Below are 18017 nucleotides of genomic sequence, written 5' to 3' on the forward strand. Positions count from 1 at the left end.
CCCAATTACGAACTGCAGGCACAAAACCGGGGCCAATCCATAAGTGCCGCCGCTCCAGCCACGGTGGTCCCATAGAACAGGACCTCTTTGCCATTCAAAAAATCGGTAATGGTGTCGTTGACCAAAGTGGTGCCGGTGACCAAAAGGAGATCCGCCCACTCACGTGCCTCCGCGCTTGTTTCCGGCCCTTCGACAACCACCTTTCCCTTTGCCTGCCCGATATTTTCGGGATCGAGGTCGACAATGCGGTACTCAAAATGGTCCTGGAGCCGTTCGACCATTTTGGGTTGATACCCGATCTGGGTAATTCTGGGGCGCCCGTATTCGTTGTGCAGATGTTCGGCCAGCTTAGCGGCGCACTCCGTTGGGGCGCTGTCTCGGCAATGGATCGTTCCACCAACCTGCCCCAGATGATGCAGGACCGCGTTCATGGTTGCCACGAATACGGCTCGCCGGTAATTATTTTGCAATTCCATCTCCAGAATCTGGTCCAGCCGTCCAGAAAAATCACCAAAACGATCGGTAAAGGCCTGTCCCCGTCCCTGTCCGAAACTGGCCTCCATCAACCGTTCCCGGCCCTTTTGCAAGGGGAAATCGTCCCCTTCCGGATTGCCGATCGCTTCTTCAGTACTCAGCACCCGAGCCTGAATATGGACGTGTTCTCCAAGAAGCCGCTCGGCTTCACAAATGGCGTACAATCGTTCTCGAAGAGGGGCATAGACAGAATGCATGGATCACTCCCTGTGTATCCTGGTTAGAGTCAAATACTGCAGCATGGCTTCAAAACAGTGCAGTATCGTCTTTTGATAGCCGGTGGCTACGAATTGTAAAGCTGCATAAAAACCAGTATTTTTTAACCCACAATCGCCACATGAGTACTTTTTATCAGTGCTGTAACCGCACTGCCCGGAGCAAGTCTCAGGTCCTGCAGCGCGTCATACGTCACCACTGCGCTCAAATGGGAACCGCCCCGTTCAAGTTCAACAAGATAGACTCCGTTTTCCGGAAAAATATCCACGACGTTGCAGGTCAGAACGTTCCTCGTCGACACAGGCCCTTCACACCGCTCGGCCAGGATGACCTGCTCCGGTCGAATCGCCACCCGGACCTCCTCGCCGGGTTGCGCCCGGTCTGTGCTGACCAGTTCCATCTCTCCGGCCTGGATGCGACAGACCCCGTCCCTCCGGTCCCGGACTTGGCCGTGGAAAAGATTGATGCCTAGAAAATCAGCCACACACCGCCGCCTCGGTCGTTGCATGACCTCCTGCACGGTGCCGGACTGCACCAATTGTCCGTGTCGCAGGAAGGCCACCTCGTCAGCCAGAGACCAAACATCGTCCAAGTCATGGGTCACATGGATAACCGTGGTCCCCGTCTCCTTGATCACCCGGCGCAAAAGACGGCGCAACTTCCGACGCGTCCGGGGATCTAGCGCCGAAAAAGGCTCGTCCATCAAGAGCAGGCGGGGTTTGACAATCAACGACCGGGCCAGGGCCACCCGTTGCTTTTCGCCCCCGGACAGGGTTCCGGGAGCCCTGTGCAGCAGATGGTCGATACGCAGGACTTCAGCCATTTCCCGGACTCGGTTGTCCAGGGTTTCTCCTCTGAGTCGCCGTCGGAGTCCATAGCCGATGTTCCGGCGCACATCCATATGCGGCAATAAAGCGAAATCCTGATAGACAATTCCGATATGCCGGTGTTCCGGACGACACCGGGTGATATCCTCGCCTTCCAGAAGGATATGGCCCGCCTCCGGCAGATAGAATCCCACCAGACATTCAAGTAAAATGGTCTTCCCGGCTCCGGTCGGTCCGATGACCGCCAGATAAGTTCCTGTCTCCAGGTCGAGATCCACTTCTTTCAAGGAAAATTCGCCCAGGTCCTTGCTCAAACCGCGGATTTCCAGAAAACTCATAAACGGGCCTCGGTCTTTTCAAACAGGAAAATGGCCGCAAAGGCGACCGCGATCAGGACCATCCCCGAGGTCATGGCCAGGGAAAGATTGCCGTAGGAGATATTCAAGTAGAGGTGGATGGGCAGGGTATCGGTCTTTCCGGCACTGCCGCCGGCCAAGATGAGCACAGTGCCAAATGTCCCCAGGCAGCGGGCAAAGCTGATGACCCCGGCGGCGACCAGACCGCTTTTGGCCATCGGCAGGGTCACGTTCCAGAATGTCTGCAGCGAGGAATAGCCCAAGCTCCGCGAAACGAATTCCAGCCGGGGATCAATGAAATCATACGTCGATTTCATAATCCGGATGGCATAGGGCAGGGCGGTAAAAAATTGTGCCGCTACGACGCCCTGTTTGGTAAAAACAAGCGGCAAGCCGACGGCCGAGAGCCACTTCCCGACCGGGGTTTTACCAAAACACAGCAACAGACAAAGCCCCAGAACAAGCTCAGGGAACGCTACCGGCAGATCAACCACGGCCTTGACCAGCCCCCGACCACGAAACGCATACCTGGACAAGGCCAGGCCGATAGGCAAAGCGCACAGCATGACCAAAAGGGCTGAAGAAGCCGCGGTCCACAGCGACAGGCGCAAGGAGGCCAGCAAAGTGGGGTCGAGGAGGTTGTGGCCGACCTCTGCCCAGTCGGCTACAACAAAAAACGAGCCGATGGCCAAAACTAAAATGCCGGTCACGCCGAACGATAGCGCGACCAGCACAAGGCGAAACAGATTTACCGGCCGGAACATGGCTCAAAACCCCACTGGGTCCAAATCGCCAGACCTGCCTCGGAACTGATATAGGCACTGAATTTTTCGGCCCAGGAATTGCCCTCGGCAAACGTGGTCAATCCGGTGGGAATCGTCTTGATGATATTGGCCTCTTTGGCAATGGAGACGACCTCCACCTTCCCTTTGGCCTCAGCCCAGGTCACCAGATCGCCCCAAATGAGGGCCCCATCGACCTGTTCCATCGCCACATAGACCAAAAGTTGATTTACGGTCGGTGCATAGACATCAATATTGGGTTTGACCGCCTCCCAGAGGCCTTGTTTCTTGAATATCTTGCGTCCCACACGCCCGATGGCCGGTGAATTGGGGTCGCCCATAGCGAGTTTCAGGCCGTTGCGGGTAAAATCCTGGAGCCCTTCGATCTGCCCGGGATTGCCCTTGGGAACGGCGATGACCGGAACATGCTTGACCATCTTCTTGATGGAATCTTCTTGAATCCATCCATTGCGCAAGGCGTCGTAGGTGTATCTTTCCGATCCGGGAACCAAGACATCGCATTCTTGGCCCATCTTGAGCATGCCAAAGAGCTCACCGGAACTGCCGTAATGGATATCCACTTCCACGCCGTGCTCGGTTTCAAAATTGGTTCGCAATTCTTCCATGGGCTTCATCAGCCCTGCACCAGAATACACCACGAGATCGGCGGCAAAAGCGGTCGAAAGCCCCCAAAAACACACAACAAGCACCACAAAGAGACAACGTCGCATAACACCCTCCAGTCATTGAATGAAATAGAATCCGTTCCTTCGTAGGACTCGCGCTTTATTCTGTCAATAAAGGAACAAAAACAGGAGGGGTTCTTGCAGAGCGCCCAGTTTCCGCGCACAACGGGGAAACCGACCGACCACCAGCGCACCAGGCTGCGGCGCAGCGCAGAGCAGATCGTGCAGCCCTACGGCTGGAATTCTGCCCGGTTCCCGGGGCAGCTCCTGCCATTCCCGTGACGATCTTTCAGGAGAAGCCATGCCCGCTGTCTTCATCTTTCCGCACCAGCTCTTCGCCGAACACCCCGCCTTGGAACCCGGCGCTGACGTGTACCTCATTGAAGAGCCGCTCTTTTTTGCAGACGCACAGACACCGGCCCGGATGCACAAGCAAAAGCTCGCTCTGCACCGGGCCTCTATGCAGGCCTATGCGACCCAGCTGAAACACAAAGGGCACCCTGTCACCACCGTGGGCACGCAAAAAGGCGGGGTGTTGGACTCAATCTGCACTGATCTCCGCCAAAAAGGAGAAACCGGGATCCGTGTAGCCGACCCGGTCGATGACTGGGTGGAACAACGATTGACTGCTGCCGCTGGAGCTGCGGGATTGGAGATTACAACGACGCCCAGCCCGGGATTTGTCTGCACCGACGCAGAGTGTGGACCATTTTTCTCCGGACAACCGCCGTACCGACAGACCTCCTTTTACACAGCCATGCGCAAACGTTGCCAGATCCTGCTCGACGACCACGGCAAACCGCTCGGCGGCAAATGGACCTTCGACACCGCGAACCGCAAACGCTACCGCGGCGAACCGCCTGTGCCCGACCTGCCGCATTTGACCGGTGGTCCGGAAAAAGACAGCGCCCTGGACCGTGTTCGGAACGAATTTGCGAACCACCCCGGTGAGCCGGACCTCACCATGCCCTGGACCCATGCCCAGGCACAGGCGTGGCTGGAGGACTTTGTAGACCGTCGCCTCCCCTCTTTCGGCCCGTTTCAGGACGCCTTGTCCAGCAAAGAGCCCTTCCTCTTCCACTCCCTGCTGGCCTCCAGTCTGAACATCGGGCTCCTGACCCCAAACCAGGTTCTGGATACCGTTTTAGCCAAACACCGGCAGTCGCCTTTGCCACTGGCCAGCCTCGAGGGGTTCGTGCGTCAGATCCTGGGATGGCGGGAATTTGTCCGCGGCATGTACCGCCACCACGGCCGGCGCCAGCGCAGTACCAATTTCTGGGGGCATAGCCGGCCCCTGCCAGAGGCTTTCTACACCGCCTCCACCGGGATTCCGCCGGTGGATCTGGCGATCCAGCGAGCGCTGTCCAACGCCTACTGTCATCACATTGAACGCTTGATGGTCCTGGGCAATTTCATGCTCCTGTGTGAAATCGCTCCGGACGACATATGCACATGGTTTATGGAAATGTGCATCGACAGTTACGACTGGGTCATGGTCCCCAATGTCTACGGCATGAGCCAATACGCTGACGGCGGTCTCATGAGCAGTAAACCGTACATCAGCTCCAGCAACTACATCCGCAAGATGTCCGATTTCTCCCCGGGGCCGTGGTCTGCTGTCTGGGACGGACTATATTGGCGCTTCATCCACAAACAACGGGCGTTCTTTGCCGCCAATCCCCGTCTCAAACCCATGACCTGGCATCTGGACAAAATGAGCCGGTCCACCCTGCAGGGGCACATTCAGACAGCAGAGACGTATCTGGAACGACTCTTTACAGGGCGCACCACGCCTTCGTCCCCTAACTGACTGGTGAAAAATTTCGTATCATGCAGGTCGTTCAAAAATCTGGCTCTTCGTCACAGGGCATGGAATTTCAGACGCAAAAGTTTGCCATCTCTTTTGTGTGCTTCGAGCGAAAGGCCCGCACATTTTCTTGGTCCCGCCAAAAGGGGGAAACCGGACCGCGAACTGAATGCTCCCTGGCGGATTGCGATGCAACAAGGCCATCTTCGACACCTGGAGTTCTGTTCTACTTGAGAGTCCGGAGGGGGCAAGGATCCCCCTTTGGCGGGATTGAGAAAATACCGGGCCGAAAGTGGGCACACAGAAGAGACGGCAAACTCCAAAAATCCACAGGATCCGTCAAAGAACCAAAAATCCCAAGGGACGGCGGCAACACGTTCAAGGCCGCAGCGTGCGGAGCCGTACGACAAGTTTGAACGTATAGCAGCTGTCTGCCATTGAGAGATTTTGTAACGGCCTGCTCAGCTACCGACGGAACAGGGATCCTTTCTGGTGGGGGAACCGAAGCGGGACAATCCATGTTTCCTCACAGCCCTCTTTGGGCCTGAGGTGCGACTTGTGTATTCTCTCAGGGGCAGGTCAGGGGGGCGGTGAACTGCCCCCTTGTGGCGGCTTTGCACTCACGACGTATTTCCAACGACAAGGCCGCGCTGCACCGCTGCCCCATACGGCACCTCTTGGAGAGACTTCCCTGATCCTGAACTGCGCCAAAACGGCTCCCTTTGTCCATCCCCCCACAGACCTGAGTGGAGACGTCCCAAGCCCGCACTCCGGTTTCCATCTCTTTCGCCCGTTGTGAAAACACTCTCCGCCCTTTTTCTGGCGGTCCTTGGAGGAGGATCGGTTGCACATCAGCGGGGTCTTGGGTATTTCTGGAAATATGAAAAAGGAAAGCAAAGCGCGTGAGGTTGCAAACAGCTCCAACGCCCCTCAGTCAGCGCCCCCTTTATTTCCGAAACGCGACACGGAGTCTTTGTGACGAAGTTGACAGCCTATCTTGGCCCGAGCTCCATTGTGGTGGTTGTGGTCACCCTGATTCTATTCATCCTGGCCCTGTTTACCAAAGGATTGACACACGACATCCTGCTCGAAGCCGGGGTGTTTCTGGTTTCAGTCAAACTGATCCTCATGGCCTATCACAATGCCGAAGCCACCCGGTCCCTGCACCGCAAGTTGGATTCAATCCTCACCGAACACGAAAAAACCAAGGAATCGTGTCTGAAACAATAGAGGCGTCCGTGGCAGGGGATGACTCCCTGATACAGGCTTTGCACACACCGCGTCCGGGGAGGTCGGGCCCTTTCCAGGTTCCCAGGCCAGCATGGTCTCTGGCCCGCACATTGTCTGGGATCGCCTTTCCGTCGTCCCTGCTTTGACGTTGCTGCCGCCTGGATGCCTGTGAGAGATTGCCTTCAAGTGGCTCAACTGGTTCCGTCTTGCCTGGATCCGGGAACCAAAACACCAAACACGGCCCGCTGCGCCGGACGGTCGTCATTGTGAGGAGAAGCCATGTCCGATCAACTCCAGCCGCTCTTGGAGCGCCTGCAAAAAGAAGGCGTTGAAGAAGCCGAACGCCAGGCCGAACATATTGTGTCCCAGGCCCAGCAAAAGGCCTCCTCCATCGTCCGCCAGGCCGAGGAGCGCAAAAAACACCTCCTGGAAGAGGCCAGGCGGGAAGCGGAGGTCTACACGGAACGCAGCCGGACCACCCTGGAACAATCCGCCCGGGATTTGTTGCTCACCGCAGCCAACGGGATTGAAAATATCCTCTCCGATCTGGTTGCTGAAGCCGTGGACGAGGCTCTGGACGACCAGACGCTCAAAGACATGCTCGTCAAATTCGTCGAAACGTGCGCCGCCGATCAAGACGCCGGGAATTGGGAAATCCGGGTCAGGCCGGAGGACAAGCAGAAGTTGATCCAGTTTTTCGCCCAGCGGTACAAACAGCGTATGCGCCAGGGGATAGAGATCAAGGACGACCAGGAAATCCTGCGCGGTTTTCAGATTTCCTTTCGCGACAGCCATATTTCGCTCGACTTCAGCGCCGAAGCGATCAGCGAAGCCTTGAGCGAGATTCTCCAGCCCCACCTAGCGGAAATCGTGACCCGGGTCGCCGCAGAAAAACAGACCACCGAACGCATTCGGGCCTGTCTCGAGGGTGACGACAACCTCTCGCCTCAAAGCGAGCACGCATGATCCACAGCTATCTGGCGGCCAGCTTGCCGTGGCTGGAATTGGAACAAGCCCCCCCGATGTCGCTGGAGGGACTTGCCACGCAATGCGAGGGGGTCCTCAGTAACGACGCCCTGAGTGATGTCCAGCGGCTTGTGCGGGGGCAGGCCGTTGGAATGCGCACCGAACCCGGCCGCCGCTGGCAAAACCTGGAAACCCAACTCAAAAACGCCTCTGCCGCCCGCAGACGCCCCCGTGAAGACCTCGCCCAGCCGTTTTTCGAAGGCTACAGTGTGGTTGTTCGCGACTGCGTGCGGCGGGCCTTCAACGCTGCCACGCCCCTGGAGCGGGAACGGATCCTGGATCGCTGCCGCTTTGCCCTTTTGTCCGACATCGCCAGCGACGCTCCTTTGGGCTTGGAACGCATTCTCAGCTTTGCCGGACAATTACATTTGGTCCACCGCTGGTTCCGCTGGGACGAGGACACAGGCCGGGAACGCTTTGACAACCTGGTCTCGACAATGGCCGAAGACGTTCTGTCCCGAAAACAGGTCCGCTGAATCGCCGCACCGTCCCTCCCGGCTCGTGCCGGCCAAGCCAAGGAAGACCAATGACCGATCCACACGCCACTTCCACTGCACAAAACGACGCCCAGGCCACGGGGCGTATTGTCGGCGTCAACGGCAACCTGGTCGTCACGGAATTCGATACGCCCATCTTCCAGAATGAAACGGCCCTGGTCCATTGCCACGATCTCCGCCTCCCGGCGGAAATCGTTCGCATCCGCGGCAACCGGGCCGAAATGCAGATTTTTGAAGACACGAAAGATCTGCGGGTGGGGGACACCGTCAGCTTTTCCGGGGAACTCCTGTCCGTGGAACTCGGCCCCGGCCTTTTGGGCCAAGTCTTCGACGGGCTCCAAAATCCACTCTACGACATGGCTGAGACCTACGGCACCTTTCTCCAGCGTGGCGCCAGCCGACCGGCCTTGGACCGCACACAGCACTGGGAATTCACCCCCGAGGTCGCCGAGGGCGAAGAGGTCAAAGCCGGTTCGTGGCTCGGATCCGTCCCGGAGGGGATCTTTGGCCACAAATTGATGGTCCCCTTCCATTTGCGAGGCACCTATACCGTTACGCGTATCAGTCCAGCCGGAACCTACGACCTCAACACGCCCCTGGCCACGCTCACCGGCCCCAAGGGGGAGTCCATCGAGGTTGGTCTCTACCAGGAATGGCCGGTCAAGATCCCCATCCGGGCCTATGCCGACCGCCTCCGCCCGACCAAGCCCCTGAGCACGAAAATACGGCTCATCGACACCTTTTTCCCCATCGCCCGGGGCGGGACCTATTGCATCCCCGGTCCGTTCGGTGCGGGAAAAACCGTTATCCAACAATTGACCAGCCGCCACGCCGATGTGGACGTCGTCATTGTCGCCGCCTGCGGCGAGCGGGCCGGGGAGGTCGTGGAGACCATCCGCGAATTTCCCGAGTTGGAAGACCCGCGCACCGGCCGAAGCCTTATGGAACGCACGATCATCATCTGCAACACGAGTTCCATGCCGGTGGCCGCCCGGGAAGCCTCAGTCTATACCGCCGTCACCCTGGCTGAATACTACCGGCAGATGGGACTCAACGTCCTTTTGCTGGCCGACTCCACCTCCCGCTGGGCCCAGGCCCTGCGCGAACTCTCCGGACGACTTGAGGAAATCCCGGGCGAGGAGGCCTTCCCCGCCTACCTCGAATCGGTGATCGCGGCCTTTTACGAACGAGCCGGCACCATCCGCCTGCACAGCGGCGATGCCGGCTCGGTGACCATTGGCGGCACGGTCAGCCCGGCCGGAGGGAACTTTGAAGAACCTGTGACCCAGAGCACGCTCAAGGTGGTCGGTGCCTTCCACGGCCTCTCCCGCCAACGCTCCGACGCCCGGCGGTACCCGGCCATCGACCCCCTGGACAGTTGGAGCACCTACCCCGGGCAGGTCGACCGTGAACAGGTCCAGGCCATGCACGAACTGCTGCAACACAGCAACGATATCGACCAGATGATGAAGGTTGTCGGCGAGGAGGGCACCCCGTTGGAGGACTTTGTGATCTATCTCAAAGGGGAATTTCTGGACCAGGTCTATTTGCAACAGGACGCCTTTGACCCGGTCGACGGCGCCACAACCCTCAAACGCCAGAGCTACGTCTTCGACCGACTGCATTCCTTTTTGCAGACCTCGATGACCTTTGCGGACAAGGATGCGGCCCGCTCGTTTTTTCAAAAGTTGACCCAGGCGACGATTGACTGGAACCGGCTCGCCATGGACAGCGATGACTTCCACCATCAGGAAAAGCGGCTGGAGCAACTGGTCGCGGACGTGACAGACTATGCGTAAACTCTACCACCAGATCGACCAGATCGCTGGCAATGTTATCGTGCTTCAGGCCGAAGGAGTGGCCTACGGAGAACTGGCCCGGGTAGTCTCCCGTCAGGGCACCTCCCTGGCCCAGGTCATCCGCCTCGAAGACAATCGGGTCAGTCTGCAGGTCTTTGCCGGCAGTCGCGGCGTCGGCACCGACGCCCAGGTCCAATTTTTGGGACACCCCATGCAAACGGCCTATTCGGAATTCCTGCTGGGCCGTGTTTTCGACGGGGTGGCCCGTCCCCGCGACAACGGTCCGAGTATCCGCGAGGAAGCCATCCCCATCGGCGGCCCCTCGGTCAACCCGGTCCGCCGGACCATCCCCAGCCGCATGATCCGCACCGGCATCCCCATGATCGATGTCTTCAATACCCTGGTCGAATCCCAAAAGATCCCTATCTTTTCCATGCCCGGGGAGCCGTCCAATCAATTGTTGGCCCGTATCGCCCTACAGGCCGAGGTCGATTGCATCATCCTCGGTGGTCTGGGGCTCAAACACGACGATTACCTCTATTTCCGCGACGAGTTGGAAAATCAGGGGGCCATGTCCCGTTCCATCTTCTATATCCACACCGCGGCTGACCCGACCGTGGAATGTCTTCTGGTCCCGGACATCTCTCTTGCCGTGGCCGAGCGCTTTGCCCTGGATGGCAAGCGGGTTCTGGTCTTACTCACGGATATGGCCAATTTTGCCGACGCCCTGAAGGAAATCGCCATCACTATGGAACAGATCCCTTCCTACCGGGGCTATCCCGGCGATCTCTACAGCCAGTTGGCCGCGCGGTACGAAAAAGCGGTGGATTTCAAAGAGGCCGGCTCGATCACCATCCTCTCCCTGACAACCATGCCCGGCGACGACGTGACCCACCCCATCCCGGACAACACCGGCTACATCACAGAAGGGCAATTCTATCTCCGTGGCGGGCGCATCGAACCCTTCGGTTCCCTCAGCCGGCTCAAGCAGAAGGTCAACGCCGAGACCCGCGAAGACCACCGCAGTATCATGAACACCATGATTCAGCTCTATGCCTCCTCACGGGAGGCTAGGGAAAAAGAGGACATGGGATTCCAACTCAGCGCCTGGGACCGCAAACTCCTGGACTACGGCCGTCGATTCGAGAATCAGATGATGGATCTCGAGGTCAATATCACCCTGGAGGAGGCCTTGGATCGGGGGTGGGCCATCCTGGACAGTTGTTTCCAACCCCAGGAAGTGGGACTGCCCTCCCAACTCGTTGATCGCTTCTGGCCCCAAACGACCAAGGAAGGCAACGATGGCCAAGATCAAGCGGACTAAGGGTGAACTCAAGGCCCAGCAGGAACAATTGCGCCGCTACCAACGTTTCCTGCCCACCTTGCAACTCAAAAAGCAACAACTGCAAAGCGCGGTCCAGGAAACCCAGCACAAACGGCGTCAGGTGCAGCAGCGCTCCGACCAGCTCTGGCAGAACCTGGAGCCGTGGATTGGACTGTTCGCCGAAAACACCGATCTCGCGCGGCGTCTGTCGGTCCAGCAGGTACAGTATACGACTCAGAACGTGGCCGGACTCGACGTGCCTGCCATTGACAGCATCGAATTGACCACCTCCTGGCCTGATCCGCACGACTCCCCGCCCTGGCTCGATGCCGGGCTTGAGGTCCTGGAGCAGGCGGTCCGCCTTCGGGTGGAGTTGACCGTACTGCAACAGCGCGAGCACCTTTTGACCCAGGAATTGCGCAAAACGACCCAGCGGGTGAACCTCTTTGAAAAAATCAAGATCCCCGAATGCCAGGAAAACATCAGGGTCATCCGCATCGCTCTCGGTGATCTGCAGACGGCCGCGGTCACACGGGCCAAACTCGCCAAAGCCAAAATGCGCCAAAGGGACGCCGCCTCATGATTGTCTCCATGCAAAAGGTCCTGCTTCTGGTCAGCCGCAAACAAGCGTCGCACGCGCTGCACCGCTTGCAGGATTTAGGCGTCATGCACCTGGCTCCGGAACGCCTCCAGAGCGGGGTCGATCTTGAGAACGCCCGGCAGCGGCTGGACCAGCTCCGGGACCTGGAACACCTCCTGGTCACCCTGCGTCCGCGGCAGCAAACCGATTGCTCTGCGGAAAAAACTCCGGCCGTGGAGGAACTCCTGGATCTGGCCGCGGAGCGCAAGGAACTGCTGCGGCGGCGCAAAGAGGTCCAGGCCGAATACGACCGCTACAGCCCGTATGGGGACTTCGACCCCGGTCTGGTCCGCGACCTGCGCGCCCAGGGACTTGACATCCGCCTCGTCCAGACGCAACGCGACACCCGGATCGAGCTCCCCGAAGACGTGCTCCGCCTCGAGACCGCACGAACCAAGACCTCCGTATTCTCCGTCCTCGTGCGCTACGGCCAGCTGGACCTGCCGGTGCGGGACACCGCCCTTCCCGAACGCTCCGTGCAGGACATGCGCGACGAACTGGAGGCCATTGATGCCCGGGTCACTACAATCGACACCATCCTGCGGCAAGCAGCACCGCATTGCCCGCCGCTGGCCACCCGCAGCCGTCTGGTGCGAGACGCTTTCCGGTATTACGAAGCCCGCTCCGGCATGGAGGAATTGGGTCCCGCCCTGTTGGTGCGGGGCTACATCCCCCGCCACGCTCTTTCCAGTCTCCAAACAGAGGCTCAGCAGCGTGGTTGGGGCATCCTGACCCTGGAGCCGGAGCCTGAAGAAATCCCCCCTACCTTGCTCCGTCTGCCGCGTTGGGTCCGCCCCATCAAGGCGGTCTTCGAATTGATCGGAGTCCTGCCCGGCTATTACGAGACCGATATCAGCGTCCCGTTCCTGCTCTTTTTGAGCCTCTTTTTCGCCATGATCGTCGGCGACGCCGGATACGGCCTGGTCTTTCTCGGACTGACCTGGGTGGGACGCCGCTTGACCCGCTTGCCCAGAGACGCTGTGATCCTGCTGACCGTCATGAGTCTGTGCACTGTGGGCTGGGGGCTGGCCGCTGGAAATTTCTTCGGTCTGGATCCGACGCCGGGGATTGTGGCTCCGCTGCAGCTCGGCTGGCTCAGCGGCCCTGAAGCCGATAGCCACCTCATGTTGCTCTGCTTCGTGCTGGGCGGTCTCCAGCTCACCATCGGCCACACCTGGCGAGCCCTGCTCTTTTTTCCCCACAGCCGTTTCCTGGCCCAGGTTGGCTGGATTCTGGTCACCTGGGGCATGTTCTTTGCCGCCCGGAGCTTGGTGCTGTTGGCGCCGTTTCCCACTCCGGCCCTGTTGGCCATTGTCCTGGGCGGGATTTTGGTCGTGGGCTTTCAATTCCCGCTGCGGCAATTCAAACGGTACTGGACTGAATATGTCCGCTTCCCACTGGATCTGATCAGCAGTTTCGTGGATGTGGTTTCCTACATCCGGCTTTTTGCCGTCGGCAGCGCCACCTTTGCCATCGCCAACGCCTTCAACGAGATGGCCGCGGGCATCGGCGCCGGCACCGTATGGGGGCCTCTGCTCGCGGCCCTGATCCTCTTTTTCGGGCACTGTCTGAACATCCTGCTGGCCGGAATGGGGGTCCTTGTCCACGGCGTCCGGCTCAACACTCTTGAATTTGCAGGACATACCGGCATCCAATGGACAGGGCAGCCATTTTCTCCCTTTGCTCGAAGTTCAGGGCGCGGAAGACAGTAGACGGAGGACTGAAGGCAGAGCGAATCCATCGCTATCGAAATCGGGATCGGGATCGAAATCGACGTGTGTCCACGAAAGGCATCAGGTGGCGCGAAGCAGGGACAAGAGAAGGCGAGGGGCTAGAGGGGGGCCGGAAACTCTACTTGGACTGCCAGGCCGGCCAATGCCGGGAAAAGCCGTGCAAGCATCCTCCACGAGAGCCCCGCCAAACTGGAAGGAATACAAAAACCGAGTACACCTCGCGTGATAACGTCGCACAACAAAGGAGCCGACAATGGAACTCGAGATGATGGTTGCCCTGGGCAAGGCCGGGGCGGCTGGCGCCCTGGCCATGGCCGCCCTGGGCTCGGCCCTGGGAACAGGCACTGCCGGCATGGCCGCGATCGGAGCCTGGAAAAAAGCGTACGCCCAAAACAAGCCGGCCTCCTTTATCCTGATCACCTTTATCGGGGCCCCGCTCTCCCAGACCATCTACGGCCTTATTCTGATGAACATGATCCTTGGGCGCAGTGAGCAGGCCCTGACCGAGGGTGCCGCCTTTCTCAACTGGCCAGCCATGCTCGTCGGCGGCCTGATCGGCGGCGCGGCCATGGGGGCCTCGTCCTGGTTTCAAGGCAAGGCCGGCGCCGCTGCCGCAGACGCCCTGGGGGAAACCGGCCAAGGCTTTGGCAACTATCTTTTGACCATCGGGATTGTCGAAACAGTGGCCCTTTTTGTCATGGTTTTTGTCCAGGGCACCTTCGCCTGAGCCGGGAGGGACCACCGACTCCAAAACATAAGACGTGCCGATTCCCGGAAATCCCCATAGGCTTGCCCACCCGCCTCGTTCTCGGGGCACATTGGACCAAAGAGGGTTTCGTTTCAGCTCCAGGGGAGCGAGAACGAACCGGTGTTGCCGTTTTTGTCGTTTGTTTGTTCTCGGAATGGACTACTCGGAGCACAATGCGACGGGAATCACAGGAGATGACGTGACGAGGCAGGAGCCTCGTCACGAAGCAAAGCCCCGAAGACCAGATGCTTGTCCATGCGGTATTTGAGGCTGTGACCGACAACCAGCCCCAGAAGAGCTCCGAGGTAGCGCATGGCTGCCGGCTGGAAGAGAAAATGGAAGGTGAGTTCAGCGGTCCAGAAACAGAGGATATTGACCACGCCGAAAAGCGAGTAGAACGCGAATTGCCGCCCTTTCTGACGCAGCGAGCCCGGTCCGCAGGAAAAGATATACCGCCGGTCCAGATGGAATTTGACCACCATGCTGCCCAGCGCTCCTAGCCCCATGCCAAGATAGATTTTCAGGGGCGTGGTCAAAGCGGCGGCCACCGTCACCTGGATGCCCAGATTTGTGACGATGCCCACCGCTACAAAAGTCGCATACAGCAAGGTAAAACGGACAGAACACAGGGAAGAGGGATTGAACATAGGAAAAAATCCAGAGCACGCCGCCACTGACTGGTGAGGACACCGTATCCCACAGCCCATTCAGCAATCACCGGGCCGCAACGCAAACAAGCCAGGGTGATCTGAGCAATGAGAGGGGAAGCCTCCAACAACTGACACGAATACGGCGGCGCAGAGCGATTCGCCTTCCTTGTTCCCAGGTTCCTCTCCGGAAACTGCTTTTCCAGCGGCTCCTGCCGCCTTCCGTCCCCCGCATAGCGTCCCTTTATGTCTGTGCGTGCCCCTTTCTGCTCACCACCTCCAGCCTACGGTCCGGTATCGAACTCGACGATGGCGGCAAATTCGCGGTCCACACCCGGCCGTACTTCATGGTACAGGGGACTGGAGGGACCGACGCGACCGCCCATGTCATACGTGAACTCTGTGACGGCCTCATGACGCAGCCAATAGCCACAGGCCACCGCCCCGGCCGCGTTATAGCAGGAATGGAAATGCGTGAATTCCTCCTGCGGCTCCGGACGGGTCGCCCGCCACGCCTGGACAATATCCTGGTCAAACACCGGTCGCATGCGCTGCCCCTGCGCGGGCTGGAGCGGGGCGGGCTCCGGCAGGCAGGTCAACACCGCCTCGCCTTGAAATAAAAGCGTTCCCTCGGGCCGGTCCCGGGTATAAAATTGCTTTTCGTTATAGCACCAGAATTCGAGCCGGGTGAGATCCCCGCTCTGAACCGGCTTGAAATAATATCCGACAAAGGGGCCAAAACGGTAGACCCGGCTGCCATGTTCCACAATCAACCGCTCCACCGCCCCTCTGGGAGGCTCGGCTCCGGTCGCAGGACAGACAGATACGGCTACAGCCAGCGACACCAGCACCAGTCCGAAAGCTGCCTTACGCATCCCGCCCCCCATCTTTCCAGAGCAAACCGATAAGCCAGATACAGATCCCCAGCCCCACGGCGAGTATGCCCACCGCCAGGCCAGGAGAACCGAAGACCTCGGCCAGGGTGATCTGGCCGACATTGGTCGGCATGTACAACGTCGGGATGAGGGTTTCGTGGACATGGGCAAAAGCCGCTGCTCCGGCCAACCCACCGAGAAAAGCGAAAATGGCGTCCATGCGCCCCTCGCCAGCGGCGGCCCAGCATGTCCCCGGGCAATAGCCCGCAAGTCCCCAGCCGACACCAAAGATGACCCCGGCCACCCCCGTAGCCACAAGACTGGTAGGATGAATCATGGTCCGGCCGACATCCGCTGCTTGCAAACCGAGCAGACCGATGGCGGACAGGGCCACGGCCAGGAGCATGAAACGGGGGATCCCCGACTCGACCATCAAATGCGCCTTGGCCATCTTATCCGGATTCGTCGCGCCGACACGCTGGATAACGAAACCGAAAGCGATGCCGGAAAACAGGCCCAGCCAGATCTCACTCATGGTCCGCCTCCTTCGCGGTTTTGCCGTAGACCAGCCTGGCGGTGAGCATGGCCACTGCGAAAATCACAACGCCGAAATACAATCCGCTGACCGCCAGTTGCGTGGACCCGGAAATAAACAACCCCAGGGTGCATCCCCCAGCCAAACGGGCGCCAAAAAGGATCAAAAAACCACCCAAAAACGAACACCCGTAGCGCAGAGATTTGGACGGGCCGAAACGCCGTTCCCACAGACGGGGCACATCCCGGATGGGAATCCGAAATGTCCGACCGGCGAAAAACCCGCCGATGGCCATACCCAGGACAAAGGCCATCAGCCAGGACCCCGGTCCGGGGAGAATCTGGTAATGGGTCTTGCCAGCCACATAATCCGGGGCGATTTTCCCCAAAGCGCCCTTTAGAACGGCGATGAAGCCGCTCGAGGAAGCCGGGGGGCCGAAGGTGGCAAAAATGAAAACGATAATTCCGGCCAGAGCGATGGCTGCCGGGAACCAGGCCCAATACGCGGAAGTCTTGTGTTCCTTCATACGGCATCACCCTCCGCAAGAGACGTACCCGCCCGAAGACGAGCCTGATTTGGGGGCCGGCTTGGAAGCTCCCGCCGGTTGCGTCGACGGACCTGAAGCCGCGGCCGGTGCCTGTGCGCTACTGCCCTGGGGCAGGGACGATCCTGTGGGCCGCTGCACAGCAGCCTGCACCGGATAAAAACGTGAATGCTGCCCCCATTCGTTCCAGGAGCGTTCATAGAGGCGCACATCAGAAAACCCCATCAGGCGCAGAATGAAGTACCCGAAGGACCCACGGCGCCCGGAATGGCAATAGGGGATAATGGCCTTGCCGGGATCCAGGCCGCGGTACAATTGCTGCAAATCCGCATAGGACTTGATGTCTTTTGTTTTTTCATCGGTCCAGTTCGAGGCGTCCGGTATATTCACCGCTCCGGGAACATGGCCGCGTTTGAGCACGCTCCCGTCCAGGGCCGTATTGGCCAGTTCACCGGTATATTCGCCCTGCGAACGGACATCGAGGATCTGGTAATACGGATCACCGAGGCGCTTGGCGATAAAATCTCCGTTGACGCCTCGCTGAGGGACCATCTCTTCAGCCGGGGCCTGATAGAGGACAGACTCCAGTTCGGCCGGCTGTTGGGCAAGGTCGCCCCCGGCCTCCTTCCAGCCGTCAATACCCCGCTCCAGGATTATCTTGTTTTCATGCCCGAGCATATCGAGCACCCAAAAGACGTACGAGGCTGTGGCCCCGCCGTCACGTGCAACGGAATCATAGAGGACCACGGTCGAGCCCCGCGCGATTCCGTGCTCGCCCAGGATCTCCTGGGCCTTGTCCAGTCCGACGAAAATGTCGGCCAGATTCCCGGCCCGGTCGTTGGTCCGAAACAGGCTCCACGGCATACGGATGGCACCGGGGATAAGGGTATTGTCGAAATGCTCGTCGTTGCGAACGTCGATGACGACCACGCCCTGGTCTTGCCCCTGAGTTTTGAGCCACTGGGCCGTGCACAGGAATTGCCCGTTCGGATAGCCGGAATGGCCCTGGGTACCGGGCTGTTCAGCAGAGGCCAGGGACCAGACCACGCCAAGGAGCAGGACCGCTGCGATAAGAATAAAACGAAGAATCTTTCTGTCTTGCATGAGCATGCTCCTGAACACTGCGGGTTAACGAAAAAAAGACCGCAGACAACAAAGGGATCCTCCCGACAGGGATGCATTGCCTTTGCTGGTCGGCAGACAAAAGCCAT

At 59.2% G+C, this 18017-nt stretch carries 18 protein-coding genes; 9 read left to right on the forward strand and 9 right to left on the reverse strand.

Features of this window, described 5'->3' with window-relative positions; genetic code table 11:
• Nucleotides 1–5: 5 nt before the first annotated feature.
• The 4 genes from DRET_RS09100 to modA form a co-directional block, all read right to left on the reverse strand.
• Entirely contained in the window at nt 6–731 is a 726-nt protein-coding gene (locus tag DRET_RS09100) for a Rossmann-like domain-containing protein (RefSeq protein WP_015752245.1), read from the reverse strand.
• A gap of 122 nt (nt 732–853) precedes the next feature.
• Nucleotides 854–1915: an ABC transporter ATP-binding protein gene (locus DRET_RS09105; RefSeq protein ID WP_015752246.1), complete on the reverse strand. Its 1062-nt coding sequence runs from the start codon at nt 1913–1915 to the stop codon at nt 854–856.
• Nucleotides 1912–2697 carry an ABC transporter permease gene (locus DRET_RS09110; RefSeq protein ID WP_015752247.1) on the reverse strand — a complete coding sequence of 262 codons (786 nt, stop codon included), beginning with the start codon at nt 2695–2697 and terminating at the stop codon, nt 1912–1914. The genes DRET_RS09105 and DRET_RS09110 overlap by 4 nt, the downstream gene beginning before the upstream one ends.
• Entirely contained in the window at nt 2682–3446 is a 765-nt protein-coding gene (gene modA, locus DRET_RS09115) for a molybdate ABC transporter substrate-binding protein (protein ID WP_015752248.1), read from the reverse strand. The genes DRET_RS09110 and modA overlap by 16 nt, the downstream gene beginning before the upstream one ends.
• A 256-nt stretch (nt 3447–3702) precedes the next feature.
• Between modA and DRET_RS09120 the strand changes: the two genes are divergently transcribed.
• From DRET_RS09120 to DRET_RS09160, 9 genes are all read left to right on the forward strand, one after another.
• On the forward strand, nt 3703–5211 hold the full coding sequence (locus tag DRET_RS09120) for a cryptochrome/photolyase family protein (protein WP_015752250.1): 1509 nt from the start codon (nt 3703–3705) through the stop codon (nt 5209–5211).
• A gap of 972 nt (nt 5212–6183) precedes the next feature.
• Nucleotides 6184–6438, forward strand: coding sequence for a hypothetical protein (locus tag DRET_RS09125; protein ID WP_015752251.1), 255 nt, complete (start codon nt 6184–6186; stop codon nt 6436–6438).
• A 279-nt stretch (nt 6439–6717) separates the two neighbouring features.
• A complete protein-coding gene (locus tag DRET_RS09130; RefSeq protein ID WP_015752252.1) occupies nt 6718–7404 on the forward strand; it encodes a V-type ATP synthase subunit E family protein in 687 nt (228 codons plus the stop codon).
• A complete protein-coding gene (locus DRET_RS09135; protein WP_015752253.1) occupies nt 7401–7940 on the forward strand; it encodes a DUF2764 family protein in 540 nt (179 codons plus the stop codon). Before DRET_RS09130 ends, DRET_RS09135 begins: the two co-directional genes overlap by 4 nt.
• 50 nt (nt 7941–7990) lie before the next feature.
• Nucleotides 7991–9760: a V-type ATP synthase subunit A gene (locus DRET_RS09140; RefSeq protein ID WP_015752254.1), complete on the forward strand. Its 1770-nt coding sequence runs from the start codon at nt 7991–7993 to the stop codon at nt 9758–9760.
• Nucleotides 9753–11084 (forward strand): V-type ATP synthase subunit B, encoded by a 1332-nt coding sequence (locus tag DRET_RS09145; RefSeq protein WP_015752255.1) that lies wholly within the window; start codon nt 9753–9755, stop codon nt 11082–11084. The genes DRET_RS09140 and DRET_RS09145 overlap by 8 nt, the downstream gene beginning before the upstream one ends.
• Nucleotides 11062–11667 carry a V-type ATP synthase subunit D gene (locus DRET_RS09150; RefSeq protein WP_015752256.1) on the forward strand — a complete coding sequence of 202 codons (606 nt, stop codon included), beginning with the start codon at nt 11062–11064 and terminating at the stop codon, nt 11665–11667. Before DRET_RS09145 ends, DRET_RS09150 begins: the two co-directional genes overlap by 23 nt.
• On the forward strand, nt 11664–13436 hold the full coding sequence (locus DRET_RS09155; RefSeq protein ID WP_015752257.1) for a V-type ATP synthase subunit I: 1773 nt from the start codon (nt 11664–11666) through the stop codon (nt 13434–13436). Before DRET_RS09150 ends, DRET_RS09155 begins: the two co-directional genes overlap by 4 nt.
• 274 nt (nt 13437–13710) lie before the next feature.
• On the forward strand, nt 13711–14184 hold the full coding sequence (locus tag DRET_RS09160) for an ATP synthase subunit K (RefSeq protein ID WP_015752258.1): 474 nt from the start codon (nt 13711–13713) through the stop codon (nt 14182–14184).
• A gap of 206 nt (nt 14185–14390) precedes the next feature.
• Here the strand turns inward: DRET_RS09160 and DRET_RS09165 are convergent, their stop codons facing one another.
• From DRET_RS09165 to DRET_RS09185, 5 genes are all read right to left on the reverse strand, one after another.
• Nucleotides 14391–14852, reverse strand: coding sequence for a GtrA family protein (locus DRET_RS09165; RefSeq protein WP_015752259.1), 462 nt, complete (start codon nt 14850–14852; stop codon nt 14391–14393).
• 284 nt (nt 14853–15136) lie between these two features.
• The gene (locus DRET_RS09170; RefSeq protein WP_015752260.1) at nt 15137–15727 is read right to left on the reverse strand and encodes a hypothetical protein; all 591 of its coding nucleotides are present in this window, start codon (nt 15725–15727) and stop codon (nt 15137–15139) included.
• Entirely contained in the window at nt 15720–16262 is a 543-nt protein-coding gene (locus DRET_RS09175) for a YeeE/YedE thiosulfate transporter family protein (RefSeq protein ID WP_015752261.1), read from the reverse strand. Before DRET_RS09175 ends, DRET_RS09170 begins: the two co-directional genes overlap by 8 nt.
• Complete coding sequence (locus DRET_RS09180) at nt 16255–16788, reverse strand: YeeE/YedE thiosulfate transporter family protein (RefSeq protein WP_015752262.1); 534 nt, start codon at nt 16786–16788, stop codon at nt 16255–16257. The genes DRET_RS09175 and DRET_RS09180 overlap by 8 nt, the downstream gene beginning before the upstream one ends.
• Nucleotides 16789–16794: 6 nt before the next feature.
• Nucleotides 16795–17910, reverse strand: a complete 1116-nt coding sequence (locus DRET_RS09185; RefSeq protein ID WP_015752263.1) for a sulfurtransferase — start codon at nt 17908–17910, stop codon at nt 16795–16797.
• Nucleotides 17911–18017 lie beyond the last annotated feature (107 nt).

The organism is Desulfohalobium retbaense DSM 5692 (assembly GCF_000024325.1).
In the GTDB taxonomy this organism is placed as follows: Bacteria; Desulfobacterota; Desulfovibrionia; order Desulfovibrionales; family Desulfohalobiaceae; genus Desulfohalobium; species Desulfohalobium retbaense.